Origin of the sequence: Hydrogenophaga sp. (assembly GCF_019264445.1) — a bacterium.
Taxonomy (GTDB): Bacteria; Pseudomonadota; Gammaproteobacteria; order Burkholderiales; family Burkholderiaceae_C; genus Hydrogenophaga.
Map to the genome: position 1 here is coordinate 1 of NZ_JAHVAB010000028.1, position 16,941 is coordinate 16,941.

Genomic DNA, 16,941 nt, shown 5'->3' on the forward strand with positions numbered 1-16,941 from the left:
GTCACCCCCTCAAGGGGGCGGCACCAGCGGTCCGGCGAAGCCGGGTCCGCGGTGCCACTGGATGAAGTCACCGCCCCCGGCCCCGCACCATGCTCACCTCCGCTCCCCCCGCGCCTTCGCGCTTCGCGCTGTACCTGGACCTGATCCGCTGGAACCGCCCGGCCGGCTGGCTGCTGCTGCTCTGGCCTTCGCTGGGTGCGCTGTGGGTGGCGGCAGGCGGCTTTCCCGGCTGGCACCTGCTGGCGGTGTTCACGCTCGGCACCATCCTCATGCGCAGTGCCGGCTGCTGCGTGAACGACGTGGCCGACCGCGAGTTCGACAAGCACGTCAAGCGCACCGCGCAGCGCCCGGTCACGTCCGGCAAGGTGTCCACGCGCGAGGCACTCGCGGTCGGTGCGGTGCTGGCGCTGGCGGCCTTTGGGCTGGTGCTTACCACCAACACGCCCACGGTGTGGATGTCGTTTGCGGCGCTGGCGATCACGCTGATCTACCCCTACGCCAAGCGCTTCGTGTCCATGCCGCAGGCGGTGCTGGGCGTGGCCTTCAGCTTCGGCGTGCCCATGGCGTTTGCCGCCGTGCAGGCGCAGGTGCCGCTGCTGGCCTGGGTGCTGCTCGCGGGCAACCTGTTCTGGGTGCTGGCCTACGACACCGAATACGCCATGGTCGACCGCGACGACGACCTGCGCATCGGCATGAAGACCTCGGCCATCACGCTCGGCGCCTACGACGTGCCGGCCGTGATCGCTTTCTACCTGATCTACCTCGCCATCTGGAGCGTGGCGCTCTGGGCCGTGGTGAACCCCGTGGTGTGGGCGGCCATGCTCGTGTTGGCGCTGGCCCAGGTGGCCTGGCACTTCCAGCTCATCAAGAGCCGCAGCCGCGAAGGCTGCTTCAAGGCCTTCCGGCTCAACCACTGGCTGGGGTTCACCGTGTTTGCCGGCGTGGTGCTCGGCCTGCGCTAGCGCCGGGCAGGCGCTGCGGGTCGATCAGGCCGCCGCCGTGGCCTGGCTGGCCAGCACCGCCAGCAGGTTCTTCGCGGCGCCCACGCCCATGTTCACGTAGGCATCGCTGGTCACGCCGCCAATGTGGGGGCTGAGCACGATGCGCGGCTGGCCCTGGAAGGGGTGGCCCTCCGTCATGGGTTCGACGGCAAAGCTGTCCAGCCCGGCGCTGCCGACCTGCCCCGACTGCAATGCCGCCAGCAGGTCGGCTTCGTCGATCAGGCCGCCGCGCGCGGTGTTCACCACGATCACACCGCGCTTGCATTGCGCCAGCGTCTGCGCGTTGAGCAGGCCCCGGTTGTCGTCGGTCAGCGGGCAATGCAGCGACACGGCATCGGACTCGCGCCACAGCGTGTCGAGGTCCACGGCGGTCACGTACGCAGGCAGGTGCTTCGCAAAGGGGTCAAAGCCGATCACGCGCATGCCCATGGCGTCTGCCATGCGGGCGAAGCGCAGGCCGATGGCGCCCAGGCCCACCAGGCCCACCGTGCGGCCGCCAAGCTCCAGGCTTTTGTGGGTCGCCTTGTCCCAGTGGCCGGCGTGCATGCGCGCGTCCAGCGACACCACGGACTTCGCGCAGGCCAGCAGCAGGGCCAGTGCCTGCTCGGCCACGGCCGCGGCGTTGGCCCCCGCCGCTGCCACCACCTGGATGCCGCGCGCCTGCGCGGCGGCCTTGTCGATGGTGTCGGTGCCGCTGCCGTGCTTGGAGATGACCTTGAGCGAAGGCGCCGCGTCCATCACGCTCGCGCCCACCTTGCCGTAGCGCACGATGATGGCCACCGGGTCGTGGCGCTGGCACAGCGCGATGAGGTCTTCTTCGGTCGGCGCCTTGCCGGCGTAGACGATCTCGAAGTCCTGCAGCAGCTGCAACGCCTGGGGTGCGAGGTCTGCGCCCGTGATGACGATGGTGTTCACAGCGTTTCCCCTTCCTTGAGCACACCGGCGGCGCGCAGCGCGGCCGGCAGCCACTTCGAGGCCGTGTCGCCGCGCGCGATCGCGTCCAGCCGTGCGGCTTCGTCGGCCACCTTCTTGTCGGCCAACGCCAGCATGGCGGGGGCCTTGAGGCGCTCGATCACCACCACGCCATCGGCGTCACCCACCACCAGGTCGCCGGGATGCACGGTGGCGCCCCCGACCGAGATCGGGTGGTTGATGCGACCGGGCACGAACTTGGTGGGGCCGGCGGGGTTGAAGCCTGCGGCGAACACCGGGAACCCCAGGTCGAACAGCTCCAGGCGGTCGCGGATGGCGCCATCGATGACCACGCCGGCAATGCCGAGCTTCTTGCAGGCACTCAGCATGAGCGTGCCCATCAGTGCGGCGGTCAGGTCGCCCTTGCCGTCCACCACGATCACGTCGCCCGGTTTCGCCAGGGCGATGGCGGCGTGGATCATCAGGTTGTCGCCGGGGCGCACCTCCACCGTGAAGGCCGGGCCCGCAACGGCCATCGAATGGTGCACAGGCGCCACGCGGGCATGCAGGGTGCCGCGGCGCCCGGCGACGTCGGCCAGGATGGCGGCCTGGTACGTGGCCGCCTTGGCCACCACATCGGGGGAAACGCGTTCGAACTCGCGAACGATATCGGGGAGCTGGCTCATGGTCGGGGCTTTGAAACGGTGGAGGTGGGTGGGGGTTCAGTCGATGGTGGCGCCCGAGTCCTTGACGATCCGGCCCCAGCGCGGGATCTCCGACTTGATCAAGGCCGAGAACTGCTCGGGCGTGCCGCCGATCACGTCGCCACCGTCGGAGCGCAGCTTGGCCGCCACGGCGGGGTCGCGCAGCGCCTTGTTGAATTCGGTGTTGAGCGTGCGCACCACATCGGCGGGTGTGCCGGCGGGCGCGAGGATGCCGAACCAGGTGACGGCGTCAAAGTCCTTGTAGCCCGACTCGGCGAGCGTCGGCGTGTCCGGCAGCTCGCCCGAGCGCTTGATGGACGTGACCGCCAGCGCGCGCAGCTTCTGGTCGCGCACATGGCCCAGCAGCGTGGGCACGGAAGACATGTACAGGTCGACCTGGCCGCTCATGACGTCGGTCATGGCCTGCGACGCGCCCTTGTAGGGAATGTGCTGCAGCTCGATGCCCGCCGTCTTCTGCGCCAGCTCGCTCGACAGGTGCGCGACCGTGCCGTTGCCGGAGTAGCCCAGGGTGAGGGTCTTGGGCTTTTTCTTGGCGGCGGCCACCACGTCGGCGAAGGTCTTGAAGGGCGACTGTGCGGCCACGGCGATCACGATCGGCGAGGACGAGAGCACCACCACGGGCGCGAAGTCCTTGATCGGGTCGTACGGCAGCTTGCTGTAGAGCGTGGGGTTGACCGCGAGGTTGCTGGTCTGGCCGATCACCAGCGTGTAGCCGTCGGGTGCGGCCTTGGCGACCGCGTCCACGCCGATGTTGCCGCCGGCGCCCGGGCGGTTGTCGATCACGATCGTCCACTTGAGGCTGTCGGTGAGCTTTTGCGCCACGGTGCGCGCGATCAGGTCGGTGCCGCCGCCGGGCGGGAAGGGCACGACCAGCCGGATCGGCTTGGACGGGTAGGCGGCTTGCGAGAAGGCGGTGGTGCCGGTGACGGCAAGGGCCAGCGCGAGGAGGGCGCGGCGGGTGGTGGCGTGCGGAAAGCGCATGGGTTTGTCTCCTGGGTTTTTTGCAATCGCCAGCCGTGCTGGCGGGCGGGGTTGGACTGTAGTGAGGGGTTTCGACGAATACAATGCCGTTTCGTCAAACGAAACGCGTACTGACATGCGAAACACCCACGCAGCGACATCCCCACGGCTTCAGGCGCGCGATGAAGAGGCCGAGAACAGCGGCCCGAGCACGGGCAGCGTCGTGGCCGTGCAGCGTGCCATGCAGTTGCTCGATGCGTTTGCCCTGGGCGAGGCCAAGCTCTCACTGGCCGACATCAGCCGGCGCTGCGCCATGCACAAGACGACCGCCTTGCGCATCCTGCGCACGCTGGCCGCCGCCAGCTATGTGGTGCCCTGCGAAAACGGTGCGTGGCGCCTGGGGCCGGCGGCGGGTTGGCTGGGCGCGCGCTACCAGTCGGGCTTCGATGTGCAGGACGTGGTGGAGCCGATGCTGCGCAAGCTGTCGAAGTCCACCCGCGAGAGTGCGGCCTTCTACGTGCGCGAAGGCGATGTGCGCACCTGCCTGATGCGCGTCGAGGGCGTGCAGCCCCTGCGCCACCATGCGCGCATGGGCGAGGCGCTGCCGCTGGACAAGGGCTCGCCCGGCCGGGTGATCCTCGCGTTTTCAGGCGAGCGCGGCGCTGCCTACGAGCGCATCCGGCAGCAAGGCTACTGCCTGTCCATCGGCGAGCGCGAGAAAGGGGTGGCCACGGTGTCGGCCCCGGTCTTTGGCGCGCACTGGAAGCTGCTGGGCTCGGTGTGCATTTCGGGCCCGGCCGCCCGGCTGACCGAGGACGTGCTCGAGATGCACGCGAAGGCGGTGATCAACGCGGCCAACGCCTTGTCGTACGCACTGGCGGGCAGTGTGTCGGCCAGCACACCCACCGTGGTGTCGACCTGGCATCCGCCGTCTTGATGCGCGAGCGCTTCAGCGCCCGAACTCCCGCCCCAGTTCCTCCGCGCGCTTCTGCGCAGCGAACAGCGCCTCTTCAAACTTCGGCTTCACGCCCGCTGCGTCCATGGACGTGAGCGCGGCGTACGTGGTGCCGCCCTTGGACGTGACGCGCTCGCGCAGTGTCTGCGGCGGGGCGTCGGAGCGCTGGGCCAGGGTCGACGCACCCACGAAGGTGCCCACCGCGAGCTGGTAGGCCAGCTCGGGCGGCAGGCCCATGCGGGCGCCCGCGTCGCGCATGGCTTCGAGGAAATAGAACACGTAGGCCGGGCCTGAGCCGGAGAGCGCGGTCACCGCGTCCAGCTGCGGCTCGGTGTTCACCCACACCAGCTCGCCGGTGGTTTTCACCACCGCTTCAACGAGCGCCCGGTCGGCGGTGCTGGCGCCGTTGCGGGCGAAGAGACCCGTCATGCCCAGGCCCACCAGCGCTGGTGTGTTGGGCATGGCGCGCACGATGCGTTGCGTCTGCAGCCAGCCGGCCATGCTCTCGCTGGTGATGCCGGCGGCCACGCTCAGGTGCAGTGCGTTGGACAGATGAGGCTGGCTGGCGAGCGCGGCCTCCTTGAAGGTTTGGGGCTTCACCGCCCAGACCACGAGGTCTGAAGGGCGCAGATCCGCGCTGGCCGTGGCCAGCAGCGAGACGCCGGGGAACTGCTTGGCGAGCTTCTCGCGCTGCTCGTCCCAGGGTTCGACGATTTGCAGGGCGCCGGCCGGATGGCCCTGGCGCAGCAGGCCGCCGACGATGGCGCTGGCCATGTTGCCGCCGCCGATGAAGGTGATGGTGGGGTGGGTGGGTGTGTTCATCGCGCCATTGTCGCGCGCCGCTCAGCCGGACCTCAGGGCGCGATGGTCTGCCGCACCGCGTGTTCCCACTGCGCCATTTTTTCGGCAGCCCGCTCGCGCGAGAGCGTGGGGTGGAAGGTGCGTTCGGCGCGCCACTGCTTCGAGAGCTCGTCCAGCCCGCCGTACACGCCGCTGTGCAAGCCGGCCAGGTACGCCGCGCCCAGCGCGGTGGTCTCGATCACGGCGGGCCGCACCACCGGGATGCCCAGCAGGTCGGCCTGGATCTGCATCAGCAGGTTGTTGACACAGGCGCCGCCGTCCACCCGCAGCTCGCTCACCGGCACGCCACCGGCGGCCACGGCGTCGCGGCTCATGGCGTCGAGCAGGGCGGCGCTCTGAAAGGCAATGCTCTCCAGTGCGGCGCGCGCGATGTGCGCGATGGTGGTGCCGCGCGTGAGCCCGGTGATGCTGCCGCGTGCGTCGGGCTGCCAGTACGGCGCGCCCAGGCCGGTGAAGGCGGGCACCAGCACCACCCCGCCCGCATCCGGCACGCTCTCGGCGAGCGACTGCACCTCGCTGCTGGACTCGATGGCGCGCAGGCCGTCGCGCAGCCACTGCACCACCGCGCCGCCAATGAACACGCTGCCTTCGAGCGCGTACTGCGAGGGGCCCGATGGCTGCGCCGTGGCAGTGGTGATCAGCCCGTTCTGGCTGACCTGGAAGCGCTCGCCGGTGTGCATGAGCATGAAGCAGCCGGTGCCGTAGGTGTTCTTGGCCATGCCGGCGGTGAAGCAGGCCTGGCCGAAGAGGGCGCTTTGCTGGTCGCCGGCCACGCCGCCGATTTCCAGCGGCGCGCCCAGCCATTCGGCCTGGATCTCGCCAAAGTGCGCGCTCGAGGGCAGGGCCTCGGGCATCAGGCTTTTCGGGATGTCGAGCAGGGCCAGCAGCTCGTCGTCCCACTGGCGGGTGTGCACGTTGAAGAGCATGGTGCGCGAGGCGTTGCTCACGTCGGTCACGTGGCGTGCGCCGCCGGTGAGCTGCCAGATGAGCCAGCTGTCCACCGTGCCGAAGGCGAGCTCGCCGCGCTCGGCCGCCGCGCGCGCGCCGCTCACGTGGTCCAGCATCCACTTGAGTTTGGTGCCCGAGAAATACGCGTCGATGCGCAAGCCGGTTTTCTGCAGCACGGTGTCGGCATGGCCGGCTTCGCGCAGCGCGGCGCAGGTGCTTTCGGCGCGGCGGTCTTGCCACACGATCGCGTTGCAGATGGGCTCGCCGGTTTTGCGGTTCCACAACAGGGTGGTCTCGCGCTGGTTGGTGATGCCCACGGCGGCGATCTGGTCGGCACGCAAGTGGGCCTGCTTCAGGGCATCGCGCGCGGTGGCCAGCTGGGTTTGCCACAGGTCAACCGGGTCGTGCTCCACCCAGCCGGGCTGCGGGTAGATCTGGCGGAACTCGCGCTGTGCCAGGGTCACGACGCGACCGGCGCGGTCAAACACGATGCTGCGGGAGCTGGAGGTGCCCTGGTCCAGGGCGAGCAGGTAGGTCATGACGGTGCTTGAAAAGTCGGTCAGGCGGCGGTGAGGGCGGTGGTGTCTGCGCCGGCGCGCACGCACTCCACGTTGGCGTTGGCCAGCAGGTCGGCAAAAGGCGGTGGTGGTGGCAGGTCGGTGAAGACCACGTCGATGTCGTCCAGCCGCGCCAGTTCGACCATGGCGGGCCGGTTGAACTTGCTGTGGTCGGCGGCCAGCCACACCTCGCGCGACTGCTCGACGATGGCGCGCGCCACCTTGACTTCGCGGTAGTCGAAGTCGCGCAGCGTGCCGTCGGCCTCGATGCCGCTGATGCCGATCAGGCCGATGTCGACCCGGAACTGGCGCATGAAGTCCACGGTGGCCTCGCCCACGATGCCCTGGTCGGCGCCGCGCACCAGGCCACCGGCCACGATCACCTCGCAGTCCGGGTTGGCGCTCATGAGCGAGGCGATGTGCAGGTTGTTGGTGATCACGCGCAGGCCGCGGTGACGCTGCAGTTCGCGCGCCACGGCCTCGATGGTGGTGCCGATGTTCATGATCAACGAACAGCCGTTGGGCACGCGGCGCGCCACCTCGCGCGCGATGCGCGTCTTGGCATCGGCCTGCATGGCCTGGCGCTGTCGGTAGGCGATGTTTTCAGTGGTGGAGCCGGGCAGCCGGACGCCGCCATGAAAGCGCGAGAGCAGACCGGCTTCGGCCAGCCGCTGCACATCCCTTCGCACGGTCTGCAGCGTGACGCCAAACCGCTCGGCCAGCGCCTCGATCGTCTGTGGACCGTGGGTGCGCACTTCGTCGAGCAGCTGCGTGTGGCGGGGGTTGAGGTTCATCGGTGCGCGGGTCGTGGGCGAAAAAGACGGTTCGAACATAACGGAATTTGTTGGTGCCCCCGTCAGGGTAAATACCGAATAAAAAGGAACATAAACCAACAACATAATGATCGAAACGAATCGCCATCCGCGTCGGGATGTGCGCTTTTTCACACTGGGGACTGAATGCAGCTGTCACTGGAGCACGTGGGCAAAACCGTGGGGCCCGCCGTCCACCTCTATCCGCAGAGCCTGAACCTCGCGCCCGGCGCGGTCACGGTGCTGCTGGGCGCCACCCAGGCCGGCAAGACCAGCCTGATGCGCGTGATGGCCGGGTTGGACATCGCCAGCACCGGGCGCGTGCGGGTGGACGGCGTGGACGTGACGCGCGTGCCGGTGCGCCAGCGAAACGTGGCCATGGTCTACCAGCAATTCGTCAACTACCCGTCGATGACGGTGGCGCAGAACATTGCGTCGCCCATGCGGCTGCGGGGCGACCGCGACGTGGACCAGCGCGTGCGCGAACTCGCAGAACGCCTGCACATCGAGATGTTCCTGGACCGGCTCCCGGCCGAGCTCTCGGGCGGTCAGCAACAGCGTGTGGCGCTGGCCCGTGCGCTGGCCAAGCAGGCGCCCTTGATGCTGTTTGACGAACCGCTGGTGAACCTGGACTACAAGCTGCGCGAAGAGCTGCGCGAGGAGCTCACCCAGCTCTTCGCCACGAGCGATTCCACGGTGGTGTATGCCACCACCGAGCCCGGCGAGGCGCTGCTGCTGGGGGGCTACACCGCGGTCATGGACGCTGGCGAACTGCTTCAGTACGGCCCCACCGCCGAGGTGTTCCATGCGCCGGGCAGCATCCGGGTGGCGCGCGCTTTCAGCGACCCGCCGATGAACCTGATGGAGGCGCAGGCCGTGCCCGCAGGCGTGAAGGTGCAGGGCGGCGCCATCTGGCCGCTGCCCCTGCCGGCGAACGCACCCACGCGCCTCACGCTGGGCCTGCGCGCGGGCGGGTTGCGCGTGGTCGAGCGCCCCGGCGATGTCGCCATTGCAGGCCGCGTGGAGCTGGCGGAGATCGCCGGATCGGACACCTTCGTGCACGTGCACACCGCCGTGGGCGAGCTGGTGGCGCAGCTCACCGGCGTGCACGACTGCCCGCTGGGTGACCCCATCACGCTGTACCTGCAGCCGCAGAGTCTGTTCGTCTTTGACGCCGAAGGCCCGCAGGTGCTGGCGCCCTCGCGCCACGGGAGGGTCGGCTGATGGCACGCATCGAACTTGACCTGGCGCACGCCTACAAGCCCAACCCGAAGGCGGATGAAGACTACGCACTGCTTCCCTTGCAGATGACCTTCGAGGACGGTGGCGCTTACGCGCTGCTCGGTCCTTCGGGCTGCGGCAAAACCACCATGCTCAACATCATGTCGGGCCTGCTGGTGCCTTCCCACGGCAGCGTGCGCTTCGACGGGCAGGACGTGACGCGGCAGAGCCCGCAGCAGCGCAACATCGCGCAGGTGTTCCAGTTCCCTGTGATCTACGACACCATGACCGTGGCGCAGAACCTGGCGTTCCCGCTGAAGAACCGCCAGGTGCCCGAGGCGGAAATCAAGGCGCAGGTGGGCCGCATTGCGGAAATGCTGGAGATGAGCCACCAGCTCGACATGCGCGCCGCCGGCCTGTCTGCCGACCAGAAACAGAAGATCTCGCTGGGCCGCGGCCTGGTGCGCTCGGACGTGTCGGCCGTGCTGTTCGACGAGCCGCTGACCGTCATCGACCCGCACCTCAAGTGGCAGCTGCGGCGCAAGCTCAAGCAGATCCACCACGAGCTCAAGCTCACGCTGATCTACGTCACGCACGACCAGGTGGAGGCGCTCACCTTTGCCGACGAGGTCGTGGTGATGACGCGCGGACGCGCTGTGCAGGTGGGCGCGGCCAAGGCGCTCTTTGAGCGACCAGCGCACACCTTCGTGGGGCACTTCATCGGTTCGCCGGGCATGAACTTCCTGCCCGCCACGGGTGTGCGCGGCGGCTTGCTGGTGCTGGGGCATCCGCTGGCGCTCACCCATGGACAGGTGCTGCCCGAGGGCGAGCTCAAGCTCGGCATTCGACCGGAGTACCTGGCCCTGGGCGCCGCCGGCGAGCCCAACACCCTGCCCGCCAAGGTCACGCGCGTGCAGGACATCGGCACCTACGTGATGGTGACCTGCGAAGCCGGCGAGCACCGCCTGAAATGCCGCCTGACCCCTGAAGTGCCCGCGCCGCAGCCCGGCGCGACCGTGCACCTGAGGCTGCTCGGCGAGCACACCTGCTTCTACCAGCATGAGGCCCTGATTTCATGAGCACGACTTCCAAACCCGTCAACCAGAAGGCCTGGTTCCTGGTGCTGCCGGTCATCGTCTGCGTGGCGTTCTCGGCCATCCTGCCGTTGATGACGGTGGTGAACTATTCGGTGCAGGACGTGCTATCGCCCGACCGCCGCGTGTTCGTGGGCACCGAATGGTTTGCCGCCGTCATGCGCGACGAAGAGCTGCACCTGGCGCTGTGGCGGCAGATCCAGTTTTCGCTCGCGGTGCTGCTGGTGGAGATTCCGCTGGGGATCGCGCTGGCGCTGTCCATGCCCGCCCAGGGCTGGAAGTCGTCGGCGGTGCTGGTGCTGGTGGCGCTCTCGCTGCTGATCCCATGGAACGTGGTCGGCACCATCTGGCAGATCTTTGGCCGCGCAGACATCGGATTGCTCGGCTACTTCCTGCAGTGGGCGGGCATGGACTACAGCTACACCGGCAACCCCACGCACGCCTGGTGGACGGTGCTCATCATGGACGTGTGGCACTGGACACCGCTGGTGGCGCTGCTGGCATTTGCCGGCCTGCGCAGCATTCCGGACGCCTACTACCAGGCGGCCAGCATCGACGGCGCAAGCAAGTGGGCGGTGTTCCGCTACATCCAGCTGCCCAAGATGCGCGGCGTGCTCATGATCGCGGTGCTGCTGCGCTTCATGGACAGCTTCATGATCTACACCGAGCCCTTTGTGCTCACGGGCGGTGGCCCCGGCAACGCCACCACCTTCCTCTCGCAGTACCTCACCACCAAGGCCGTCGGCCAGTTCGATCTCGGTCCGGCAGCGGCGTTCTCGCTCATCTACTTCCTCATCATCCTGTTGTTCTGCTTCGTGCTCTACAACTGGATGCAAAGCCTGGGCACATCGGAGAAGGAGCAGGGGCATGGATAACCGCAGATTCAAGAAGAGGACGCTCTTCCTCATCGCTTACCTGGTCTTCGCGCTGCTGCCCATCTACTGGATGGTCAACATGAGTTTCAAGACCAACCAGGAAATCCTCTCGTCGTTTTCCCTGTGGCCGGCCGCGTTCACCTGGGACAACTACCGAACCATCTTCACCGACCCGTCGTGGTACTCGGGCTACATCAACAGCCTCATCTACGTGGGCATCAACACGGTGATCTCGCTCACCGTGGCGCTGCCGGCGGCCTACGCTTTCTCGCGCTACCGTTTCCTGGGCGACAAGCACGTGTTCTTCTGGCTGCTCACCAACCGCATGACGCCACCCGCCGTGTTTCTGCTGCCGTTCTTCCAGCTCTACACCACGTTGGGATTGATGGACACCCACATCGCGGTGGCCATGGCGCACCTGCTGTTCAACGTGCCGCTGGCGGTGTGGATTCTGGAAGGCTTCATGAGCGGCATTCCGCGCGAAATCGATGAGACGGCCTACATCGACGGCTACAGCTTCCCGCGCTTCTTCTTCACCATCTTCCTGCCGCTGATCAAGGCCGGCGTGGGCGTGGCGGCGTTCTTCTGCTTCATGTTCAGCTGGGTGGAGCTGCTGCTCGCGCGCACGCTCACCAGCGTGAACGCCAAGCCCATCGTGGCCACCATGACCCGCACCGTGAGCGCCAGCGGCATGGACTGGGCCACGCTGGCGGCGGCGGGTGTGCTGACCATCGTGCCGGGCGCCATCGTCATCTGGTTCGTGCGCCACTACATCGCCAAGGGCTTTGCCATGGGGAGGGTCTGACATGTTTGCGTGGATGGTCTGGACCACACCCGTGGCCGTTTTCTTCACCTGCATCGCGCTCATGCTGATCGGCATGACCGTGTGGGAGCTCAAGTCGCCCACGGTTGAGCGCAAGGGATTTCTGCCACTGGTGACCACCCGCGGCGACCGCCTCTTCATCGGCCTGCTCGGCGCCGCGTACATCAACCTGGCGTTTGTGGGCCTGGCGGGCTGGCTCATGGAGTGGCTCTCGCTGGAGCAGGAGCCCAGCATCTGGATCGCCTTCGTGGCTTCCATGGGCTGGCTGGCGCTGGTGCTGCGCAAAGGCTGAACGCTTTCACTCTCTTTGCGGTATTCGGCCCGTTGCTTCCCCGGGGCCGAGACCTGTCACACACCGGGGAAGCACACCGCTCGAGGAGACAACATGAGATTGCGACACACCGCCCTGGCCCTGGCGTCCTTGCTGGCCATGGGTTCATTGCCGGCGTGGGCCGATGAGGCCGCTGCCAAGAAGTGGATCGACAACGAGTTCCAGCCCTCCACCCTGACGAAGGCCCAGCAGGCCGCCGAGATGAAGTGGTTCATCGACGCCGCCGCCAAGCTCAAGGCCAAGGGCGTGAAAGAGATTTCCGTGGTGTCCGAGACCATCACCACGCACGAGTACGAGAGCAAGACCCTGGCCAAGGCCTTCAGCGAAATCACCGGCATCACGGTCAAGCACGACCTCATTCAAGAGGGTGACGTGGTCGAGAAGCTGCAGACCTCGATGCAGTCGGGCAAGTCCATCTACGACGGCTGGATCAGCGACTCCGACCTCATCGGGACGCACTACCGCTACGGCAAGATGATGAACCTGACCGACTACATGGCCGGCAAGGGCAAGGAGTACACCAACCCGGGCCTGGACATCAAGGACTTCATCGGCACCAGCTTCACCACCGCGCCCGACGGCAAGCTCTACCAGCTGCCCGACCAGCAGTTCGCCAACCTGTACTGGTTCCGCGCCGACCTGTTCGCGCGCCAGGACCTGAAAGACAAGTTCAAGGCCAAGTACGGCTACGACCTGGGCGTGCCGTTGAACTGGAGCGCTTACGAGGACATCGCGGCGTTCTTCAGCGAAGACGTCAAGACCATCGATGGCAAGCCGATTTACGGTCACATGGACTACGGCAAGAAAGACCCATCGCTGGGCTGGCGTTTCACCGACGCCTGGCTCTCCATGGCCGGCACCGCCGACATCGGCATCCCCAACGGCAAGCCGGTGGACGAGTGGGGCATTCGGGCCAGCGCAGACGGCTGCACGCCGCTGGGTGCCAGCGTGTCGCGCGGTGGCGCCACCAACTCGCCGGCCGCCGTGTACGCGCTCACCAAGTACATCGACTGGATGAAGAAGTACGCGCCGAAAGAAGCCACCGGCATGACCTTCGGCGAAGCCGGCCCGGTGCCCGCCCAGGGCCAGATCGCGCAGCAGATCTTCTGGTACACCGCCTTCACCGCCGACATGACCAAGCCCGGCCTGCCGGTGGTCAATGCCGACGGCACGCCCAAGTGGCGCATGGCGCCCGGCCCGAATGGCCCGTACTGGAAGCAGGGCATGCAGAACGGATACCAGGACGTGGGCTCGTGGTCGTTCTTCAACGGTCACGACGAAAACAAGACCGCCGCCGCCTGGCTCTATGCGCAGTTCGTGACCGCCAAGACCACCTCGCTCAAGAAGACCATCGTGGGCCTCACACCCATCCGCGAGAGCGATATCCAGAGCAAGGCCATGACCGACCTCGCGCCCAAGCTGGGCGGGCTGGTCGAGTTCTACCGCAGCCCGGCCCGCGTGGCCTGGACGCCCACCGGCACCAACGTGCCCGACTACCCCAAGCTGGCACAGCTCTGGTGGCAGAACGTGGCACAGGCCGTGACAGGTGAGAAGACACCGCAGGCAGCCATGGACAACCTGGCTGAGCAGATGGACCAGGTGATGGGACGTCTGGAACGGGCCGGCATGGAGCGCTGCGCACCCAAGCTCAACAAGAAGGAAAGCGCCGACAAGTGGCTCAGTGACAAGTCCGCCCCGTGGAAGAAGCTGGCCAATGAAAAGCCCAAGGGAGAAACCATTGCCTACGACCAGCTGCTCAACGCATGGAAGAATGGCAAGGCCCGCTGATGTAGCGCGTCATTTTTTGTAGCAACCCGCCCTTTGCGCCAAAGAGGTGCAAAGGGCCACTTTCTTTCCCATGAAACGCGCAGAACTGCTTGAATCGCTGACCCGCCACGGTGTGTACGACCTGGCCGTCGTCGGCGGTGGTGCCACCGGCCTGGGCGTGGCACTGGACGCCGCGCTGCGCGGTTTCTCCGTCGTGCTGCTCGAGTCCCACGACTTTGCCGGCGGAACGTCGTCCCGGTCCACCAAGCTGTTGCACGGGGGCGTGCGCTACCTCGCCCAGGGCAACTTGTCCCTGGTGCGCGAGGCGCTGGCCGAACGGGCCACTGTGCTGCGCATCGCGCCCCATTTGGCGCAACCGCTGCCCTTTGTCATGCCGTCCTACCGCTGGTGGCAGACCCCTTTCTATGGCCTGGGCCTCAAGCTGTATGACCTGCTCGCAGGCGCCGCCGGTCTGGGCAGAACCGAATTCCTCAACCGCGCCGAGGCGCTTCAGGCCTTGCCGGGCGTGAACCCGGAAGGCTTGCGCGGCGGCGTCAAGTACTGGGATGGACAGTTCGACGATGCGCGACTGGCCTTGGCGCTGGCCCGCAGCGCGGAGGCTGCGGGCGCGCAGGTGCTCAACTACGCAGAAGTCACTGCGGTGAGCCAGCTCAGCGCAGGCGCACAGCCGCTCTCGGCGCTGCAAGTGACAGACCGGCGCACCGGCGCATCGATGGCGTTGCAGGCCCGTTGCGTGGTCAATGCCACCGGCGTCTGGGTGGACGCGCTGCGCGACCACACCCAGCCGGCGGCGAGTCAGGGGATGCCATCACGCATGGTCAGCCCCAGCCAGGGCGTGCATGTGGTGGTCGACCGAGAGTTCATGCCCGGTGGCCACGCCTTGCTGGTGCCCAAGACGCGAGATGGCCGCGTGCTGTTTGCCGTCCCGTGGCTGGGCAAGCTGGTGCTCGGCACCACCGACACCCCGCGGCGCGACCTGCCCCGTGAGCCCGATGCATTTGCCGAAGAGCTCGACTTCATCCTCAGCGAGGCCAGTCAGGCCTTGAGCCGACCCGTGCGCCGGGAAGACATCCGCAGCCTCTGGGTCGGCCTGCGCCCGCTGGTGGCGGCGCCCGAGGCCGCCGAAGGGGGCACCAAGGTGCTGTCGAGGGAGCACACCATCTTGGTCGACCCCAACGGGCTCGTCACGGTCACGGGCGGCAAATGGACCACCTACCGCGCGATGGCCGAGGACGTGCTTGAGCGTTGTTTCGATCATCAACTGCTGCCGCGCCGCTCGGGCGGCCAGAGTGCGCACCATGTCCTGATGGGCGCGGCTGCGGTCAGCAGTCCGGTGGTGCCCTTGCACGCTGCACCCGGCCCGCACCTGTACGGCACCGAGCAGGCTGCCGTGGCGGCCTGCCCCGGGCAGGCGGTGATGCTCGGCGCCGGCCTGACCGAGGCCATGGTGCGCTACGCCGCCCGCTTCGAACATGCGCAGACCGTTGAGGACGTGCTGGCCCGCCGCTGGCGCGTCATCTTCCTGGACGCGGCCGAGGCGGCCCGCATGGCGCCGTTGGTGGCTGCCATCCTCGTTGAGGAGCTGGGCGCCGATCCAGAACTGGCAGCGTTTCAAGCGCTGTGTGCCCGGTATCTGCCTGCATCGACCAACACAGGTTGACGCACGATCTGAGTTCATGCCATAATTCGCGGCTTCGCTTGAAAAAGCGGAGAGCTATCTGCCCACCGAAGCGGGCTCGCAAGGCATTCTGTCTGGCAAGCCTTCAACGACGGGCCCAAGACTGATCACTCCCGGCCGTGGTGGCTGGGGGGATTCAAGTTGGGACTTAAATCAAATGATTCAAACGCAATCTCGACTCGATGTTGCTGACAACACGGGTGCGAAGTCCGTGATGTGCATCAAGGTGCTCGGCGGTTCCAAGCGCCGTTACGCCAGCGTGGGTGACGTCATCAAGGTCACCATCAAAGAAGCTGCGCCCCGTGGCCGCGTCAAAAAAGGCGAGGTCTACAACGCTGTGGTGGTTCGCACCGCCAAGGGCATCCGTCGTCAGGATGGCGCCTTGATCAAATTCGATGGCAACGCAGCTGTGTTGCTCAACGCCAAGCTGGAGCCGATTGGCACCCGCATCTTCGGACCGGTGACGCGCGAGCTGCGCACCGAGAAGTTCATGAAGATCGTGTCGCTGGCACCCGAGGTTCTCTGAGGAATCATCATGAACAAGATTCGTAGTGGTGACGAAGTCATCGTGATCGCCGGGCGCGACAAGGGCAAGCGCGGCAAGGTCGTGCTGCGCAGCGACGACAGCCGGTTGGTGGTCGAGGGCGTGAACCTCGTCAAGAAGCACGCCAAGCCCAATCCCATGAAGGGTATCGCTGGCGGCATCGTTGAAAAAACCATGCCTATTCACCAGTCCAACGTCGCCATCTTCAATGGCGCCACGGGCAAGGCGGATCGCGTGGGCATCAAGCTCCTGGCCGACGGCAAGAAAGTGCGCGTCTTCAAGTCCAGCGGCGAAGAAATCAAGGCGGCATGACCATGGCACGTTTGCAAGAAATTTTCCGCGACACCATCGCTCCGGACCTCATGAAGAAGTTCGGCTACAAGTCGACGATGGAGGTCCCGCGCATCACCAAGATCACGCTCAACATGGGTGTGAGCGAGGCTGTGGCTGACAAGAAGGTCATGGACAACGCAGTTGGCGACTTGACCAAGATCGCCGGGCAGAAGCCTGTGGTGACCAAGGCGCGCAAGGCCATTGCGGGTTTCAAGATCCGCGAACAGCAGGCCATCGGCTGCATGGTGACCCTGCGTGGCGCCCGCATGTACGAATTCCTGGACCGCTTCGTGACCGTGGCACTGCCCCGTGTGCGTGACTTCCGTGGTATCTCCGGCCGTTCTTTTGATGGTCGCGGCAACTACAACGTCGGCGTCAAAGAGCAAATCATTTTTCCTGAGATCGAGTACGACAAGGTTGATGCCTTGCGCGGTCTCAATATCAGCATCACGACGACCGCCAAGAACGACGAAGAGTGCAAGGCTCTCCTGGCTGGTTTCCGTTTCCCGTTCAAGAACTGAGG

At 66.6% G+C, this 16,941-nt stretch carries 18 protein-coding genes; 12 read left to right on the forward strand and 6 right to left on the reverse strand.

The window, feature by feature from the left end; all coding sequences use genetic code 11:
• The first annotated feature begins 89 nt into the window (after window positions 1-89).
• On the forward strand, window positions 90-962 hold the full coding sequence (gene ubiA, locus KXJ60_RS03680; RefSeq protein ID WP_291124211.1) for a 4-hydroxybenzoate octaprenyltransferase: 873 nt from the start codon (window positions 90-92) through the stop codon (window positions 960-962).
• Between the two features lie 24 nt (window positions 963-986).
• Here the strand turns inward: ubiA and KXJ60_RS03685 are convergent, their stop codons facing one another.
• The 3 genes from KXJ60_RS03685 to KXJ60_RS03695 are packed head-to-tail and all read right to left on the reverse strand — an operon-like array spanning window position 987 to window position 3,619.
• The gene (locus tag KXJ60_RS03685) at window positions 987-1,916 is read right to left on the reverse strand and encodes an NAD(P)-dependent oxidoreductase (RefSeq protein ID WP_291124213.1); all 930 of its coding nucleotides are present in this window, start codon (window positions 1,914-1,916) and stop codon (window positions 987-989) included.
• Window positions 1,913-2,599, reverse strand: coding sequence for an RraA family protein (locus KXJ60_RS03690; RefSeq protein ID WP_291124215.1), 687 nt, complete (start codon window positions 2,597-2,599; stop codon window positions 1,913-1,915). Before KXJ60_RS03690 ends, KXJ60_RS03685 begins: the two co-directional genes overlap by 4 nt.
• Window positions 2,600-2,635: 36 nt before the next feature.
• The gene (locus tag KXJ60_RS03695) at window positions 2,636-3,619 is read right to left on the reverse strand and encodes a tripartite tricarboxylate transporter substrate binding protein (RefSeq protein ID WP_291124217.1); all 984 of its coding nucleotides are present in this window, start codon (window positions 3,617-3,619) and stop codon (window positions 2,636-2,638) included.
• A gap of 115 nt (window positions 3,620-3,734) precedes the next feature.
• On the opposite strand from KXJ60_RS03695, the gene KXJ60_RS03700 reads away from it, so the two are divergent.
• On the forward strand, window positions 3,735-4,535 hold the full coding sequence (locus KXJ60_RS03700; protein ID WP_291124218.1) for an IclR family transcriptional regulator: 801 nt from the start codon (window positions 3,735-3,737) through the stop codon (window positions 4,533-4,535).
• Window positions 4,536-4,547: 12 nt separating this feature from the next.
• On the opposite strand, the gene proC is transcribed toward KXJ60_RS03700, so the two are convergent.
• The 3 genes from proC to KXJ60_RS03715 are packed head-to-tail and all read right to left on the reverse strand — an operon-like array spanning window position 4,548 to window position 7,713.
• Window positions 4,548-5,375 (reverse strand): pyrroline-5-carboxylate reductase, encoded by an 828-nt coding sequence (gene proC, locus KXJ60_RS03705; protein ID WP_291124219.1) that lies wholly within the window; start codon window positions 5,373-5,375, stop codon window positions 4,548-4,550.
• Between the two features lie 32 nt (window positions 5,376-5,407).
• Window positions 5,408-6,901, reverse strand: coding sequence for a glycerol kinase GlpK (gene glpK / locus KXJ60_RS03710; protein WP_291124220.1), 1,494 nt, complete (start codon window positions 6,899-6,901; stop codon window positions 5,408-5,410).
• Window positions 6,902-6,921: 20 nt separating this feature from the next.
• Window positions 6,922-7,713 carry a DeoR/GlpR family DNA-binding transcription regulator gene (locus tag KXJ60_RS03715; protein WP_291124222.1) on the reverse strand — a complete coding sequence of 264 codons (792 nt, stop codon included), beginning with the start codon at window positions 7,711-7,713 and terminating at the stop codon, window positions 6,922-6,924.
• 165 nt (window positions 7,714-7,878) lie between these two features.
• On the opposite strand from KXJ60_RS03715, the gene KXJ60_RS03720 reads away from it, so the two are divergent.
• From KXJ60_RS03720 to rplE, 10 genes are all read left to right on the forward strand, one after another.
• Window positions 7,879-8,955: an ABC transporter ATP-binding protein gene (locus KXJ60_RS03720; RefSeq protein WP_291124224.1), complete on the forward strand. Its 1,077-nt coding sequence runs from the start codon at window positions 7,879-7,881 to the stop codon at window positions 8,953-8,955.
• A complete protein-coding gene (locus KXJ60_RS03725; protein ID WP_291124226.1) occupies window positions 8,955-10,031 on the forward strand; it encodes an ABC transporter ATP-binding protein in 1,077 nt (358 codons plus the stop codon). The genes KXJ60_RS03720 and KXJ60_RS03725 overlap by 1 nt, the downstream gene beginning before the upstream one ends.
• Window positions 10,028-10,921, forward strand: coding sequence for a sugar ABC transporter permease (locus KXJ60_RS03730; RefSeq protein WP_291124228.1), 894 nt, complete (start codon window positions 10,028-10,030; stop codon window positions 10,919-10,921). The genes KXJ60_RS03725 and KXJ60_RS03730 overlap by 4 nt, the downstream gene beginning before the upstream one ends.
• Complete coding sequence (locus tag KXJ60_RS03735) at window positions 10,914-11,726, forward strand: carbohydrate ABC transporter permease (protein ID WP_291124230.1); 813 nt, start codon at window positions 10,914-10,916, stop codon at window positions 11,724-11,726. The genes KXJ60_RS03730 and KXJ60_RS03735 overlap by 8 nt, the downstream gene beginning before the upstream one ends.
• Window position 11,727: 1 nt before the next feature.
• A complete protein-coding gene (locus tag KXJ60_RS03740; protein ID WP_291124232.1) occupies window positions 11,728-12,036 on the forward strand; it encodes a DUF2160 domain-containing protein in 309 nt (102 codons plus the stop codon).
• A gap of 93 nt (window positions 12,037-12,129) precedes the next feature.
• Window positions 12,130-13,863: an ABC transporter substrate-binding protein gene (locus tag KXJ60_RS03745; protein ID WP_291124233.1), complete on the forward strand. Its 1,734-nt coding sequence runs from the start codon at window positions 12,130-12,132 to the stop codon at window positions 13,861-13,863.
• A gap of 70 nt (window positions 13,864-13,933) precedes the next feature.
• Window positions 13,934-15,523: a glycerol-3-phosphate dehydrogenase/oxidase gene (locus KXJ60_RS03750; protein ID WP_291124235.1), complete on the forward strand. Its 1,590-nt coding sequence runs from the start codon at window positions 13,934-13,936 to the stop codon at window positions 15,521-15,523.
• Between the two features lie 175 nt (window positions 15,524-15,698).
• The gene (rplN, locus tag KXJ60_RS03755) at window positions 15,699-16,067 is read left to right on the forward strand and encodes a 50S ribosomal protein L14 (RefSeq protein WP_056268999.1); all 369 of its coding nucleotides are present in this window, start codon (window positions 15,699-15,701) and stop codon (window positions 16,065-16,067) included.
• 9 nt (window positions 16,068-16,076) lie between these two features.
• Window positions 16,077-16,397 carry a 50S ribosomal protein L24 gene (gene rplX, locus KXJ60_RS03760; RefSeq protein ID WP_291124237.1) on the forward strand — a complete coding sequence of 107 codons (321 nt, stop codon included), beginning with the start codon at window positions 16,077-16,079 and terminating at the stop codon, window positions 16,395-16,397.
• 2 nt (window positions 16,398-16,399) lie between these two features.
• Window positions 16,400-16,939, forward strand: a complete 540-nt coding sequence (gene rplE, locus KXJ60_RS03765; protein ID WP_291124239.1) for a 50S ribosomal protein L5 — start codon at window positions 16,400-16,402, stop codon at window positions 16,937-16,939.
• The last annotated feature ends 2 nt before the right edge of the window (window positions 16,940-16,941 follow it).

Bases quoted from the DNA above. Each gene is read 5' to 3' on its own strand.
- ubiA (WP_291124211.1), top strand. From the start codon at position 90: ATGCTCACCTCCGCTCCCCCCGCGCCTTCGCGCTTCGCGCTGTACCTG.
- KXJ60_RS03690 (WP_291124215.1), bottom strand. From the start codon at position 2,599: ATGAGCCAGCTCCCCGATATCGTTCGCGAGTTCGAACGCGTTTCCCCC.
- KXJ60_RS03695 (WP_291124217.1), bottom strand. From the start codon at position 3,619: ATGCGCTTTCCGCACGCCACCACCCGCCGCGCCCTCCTCGCGCTGGCC.
- KXJ60_RS03700 (WP_291124218.1), top strand. From the start codon at position 3,735: ATGCGAAACACCCACGCAGCGACATCCCCACGGCTTCAGGCGCGCGAT.
- proC (WP_291124219.1), bottom strand. From the start codon at position 5,375: ATGAACACACCCACCCACCCCACCATCACCTTCATCGGCGGCGGCAAC.
- glpK (WP_291124220.1), bottom strand. From the start codon at position 6,901: ATGACCTACCTGCTCGCCCTGGACCAGGGCACCTCCAGCTCCCGCAGC.
- KXJ60_RS03715 (WP_291124222.1), bottom strand. From the start codon at position 7,713: ATGAACCTCAACCCCCGCCACACGCAGCTGCTCGACGAAGTGCGCACC.
- KXJ60_RS03720 (WP_291124224.1), top strand. From the start codon at position 7,879: ATGCAGCTGTCACTGGAGCACGTGGGCAAAACCGTGGGGCCCGCCGTC.
- KXJ60_RS03725 (WP_291124226.1), top strand. From the start codon at position 8,955: ATGGCACGCATCGAACTTGACCTGGCGCACGCCTACAAGCCCAACCCG.
- KXJ60_RS03730 (WP_291124228.1), top strand. From the start codon at position 10,028: ATGAGCACGACTTCCAAACCCGTCAACCAGAAGGCCTGGTTCCTGGTG.
- KXJ60_RS03735 (WP_291124230.1), top strand. From the start codon at position 10,914: ATGGATAACCGCAGATTCAAGAAGAGGACGCTCTTCCTCATCGCTTAC.
- KXJ60_RS03740 (WP_291124232.1), top strand. From the start codon at position 11,728: ATGTTTGCGTGGATGGTCTGGACCACACCCGTGGCCGTTTTCTTCACC.
- KXJ60_RS03745 (WP_291124233.1), top strand. From the start codon at position 12,130: ATGAGATTGCGACACACCGCCCTGGCCCTGGCGTCCTTGCTGGCCATG.
- KXJ60_RS03750 (WP_291124235.1), top strand. From the start codon at position 13,934: ATGAAACGCGCAGAACTGCTTGAATCGCTGACCCGCCACGGTGTGTAC.
- rplN (WP_056268999.1), top strand. From the start codon at position 15,699: ATGATTCAAACGCAATCTCGACTCGATGTTGCTGACAACACGGGTGCG.
- rplX (WP_291124237.1), top strand. From the start codon at position 16,077: ATGAACAAGATTCGTAGTGGTGACGAAGTCATCGTGATCGCCGGGCGC.
- rplE (WP_291124239.1), top strand. From the start codon at position 16,400: ATGGCACGTTTGCAAGAAATTTTCCGCGACACCATCGCTCCGGACCTC.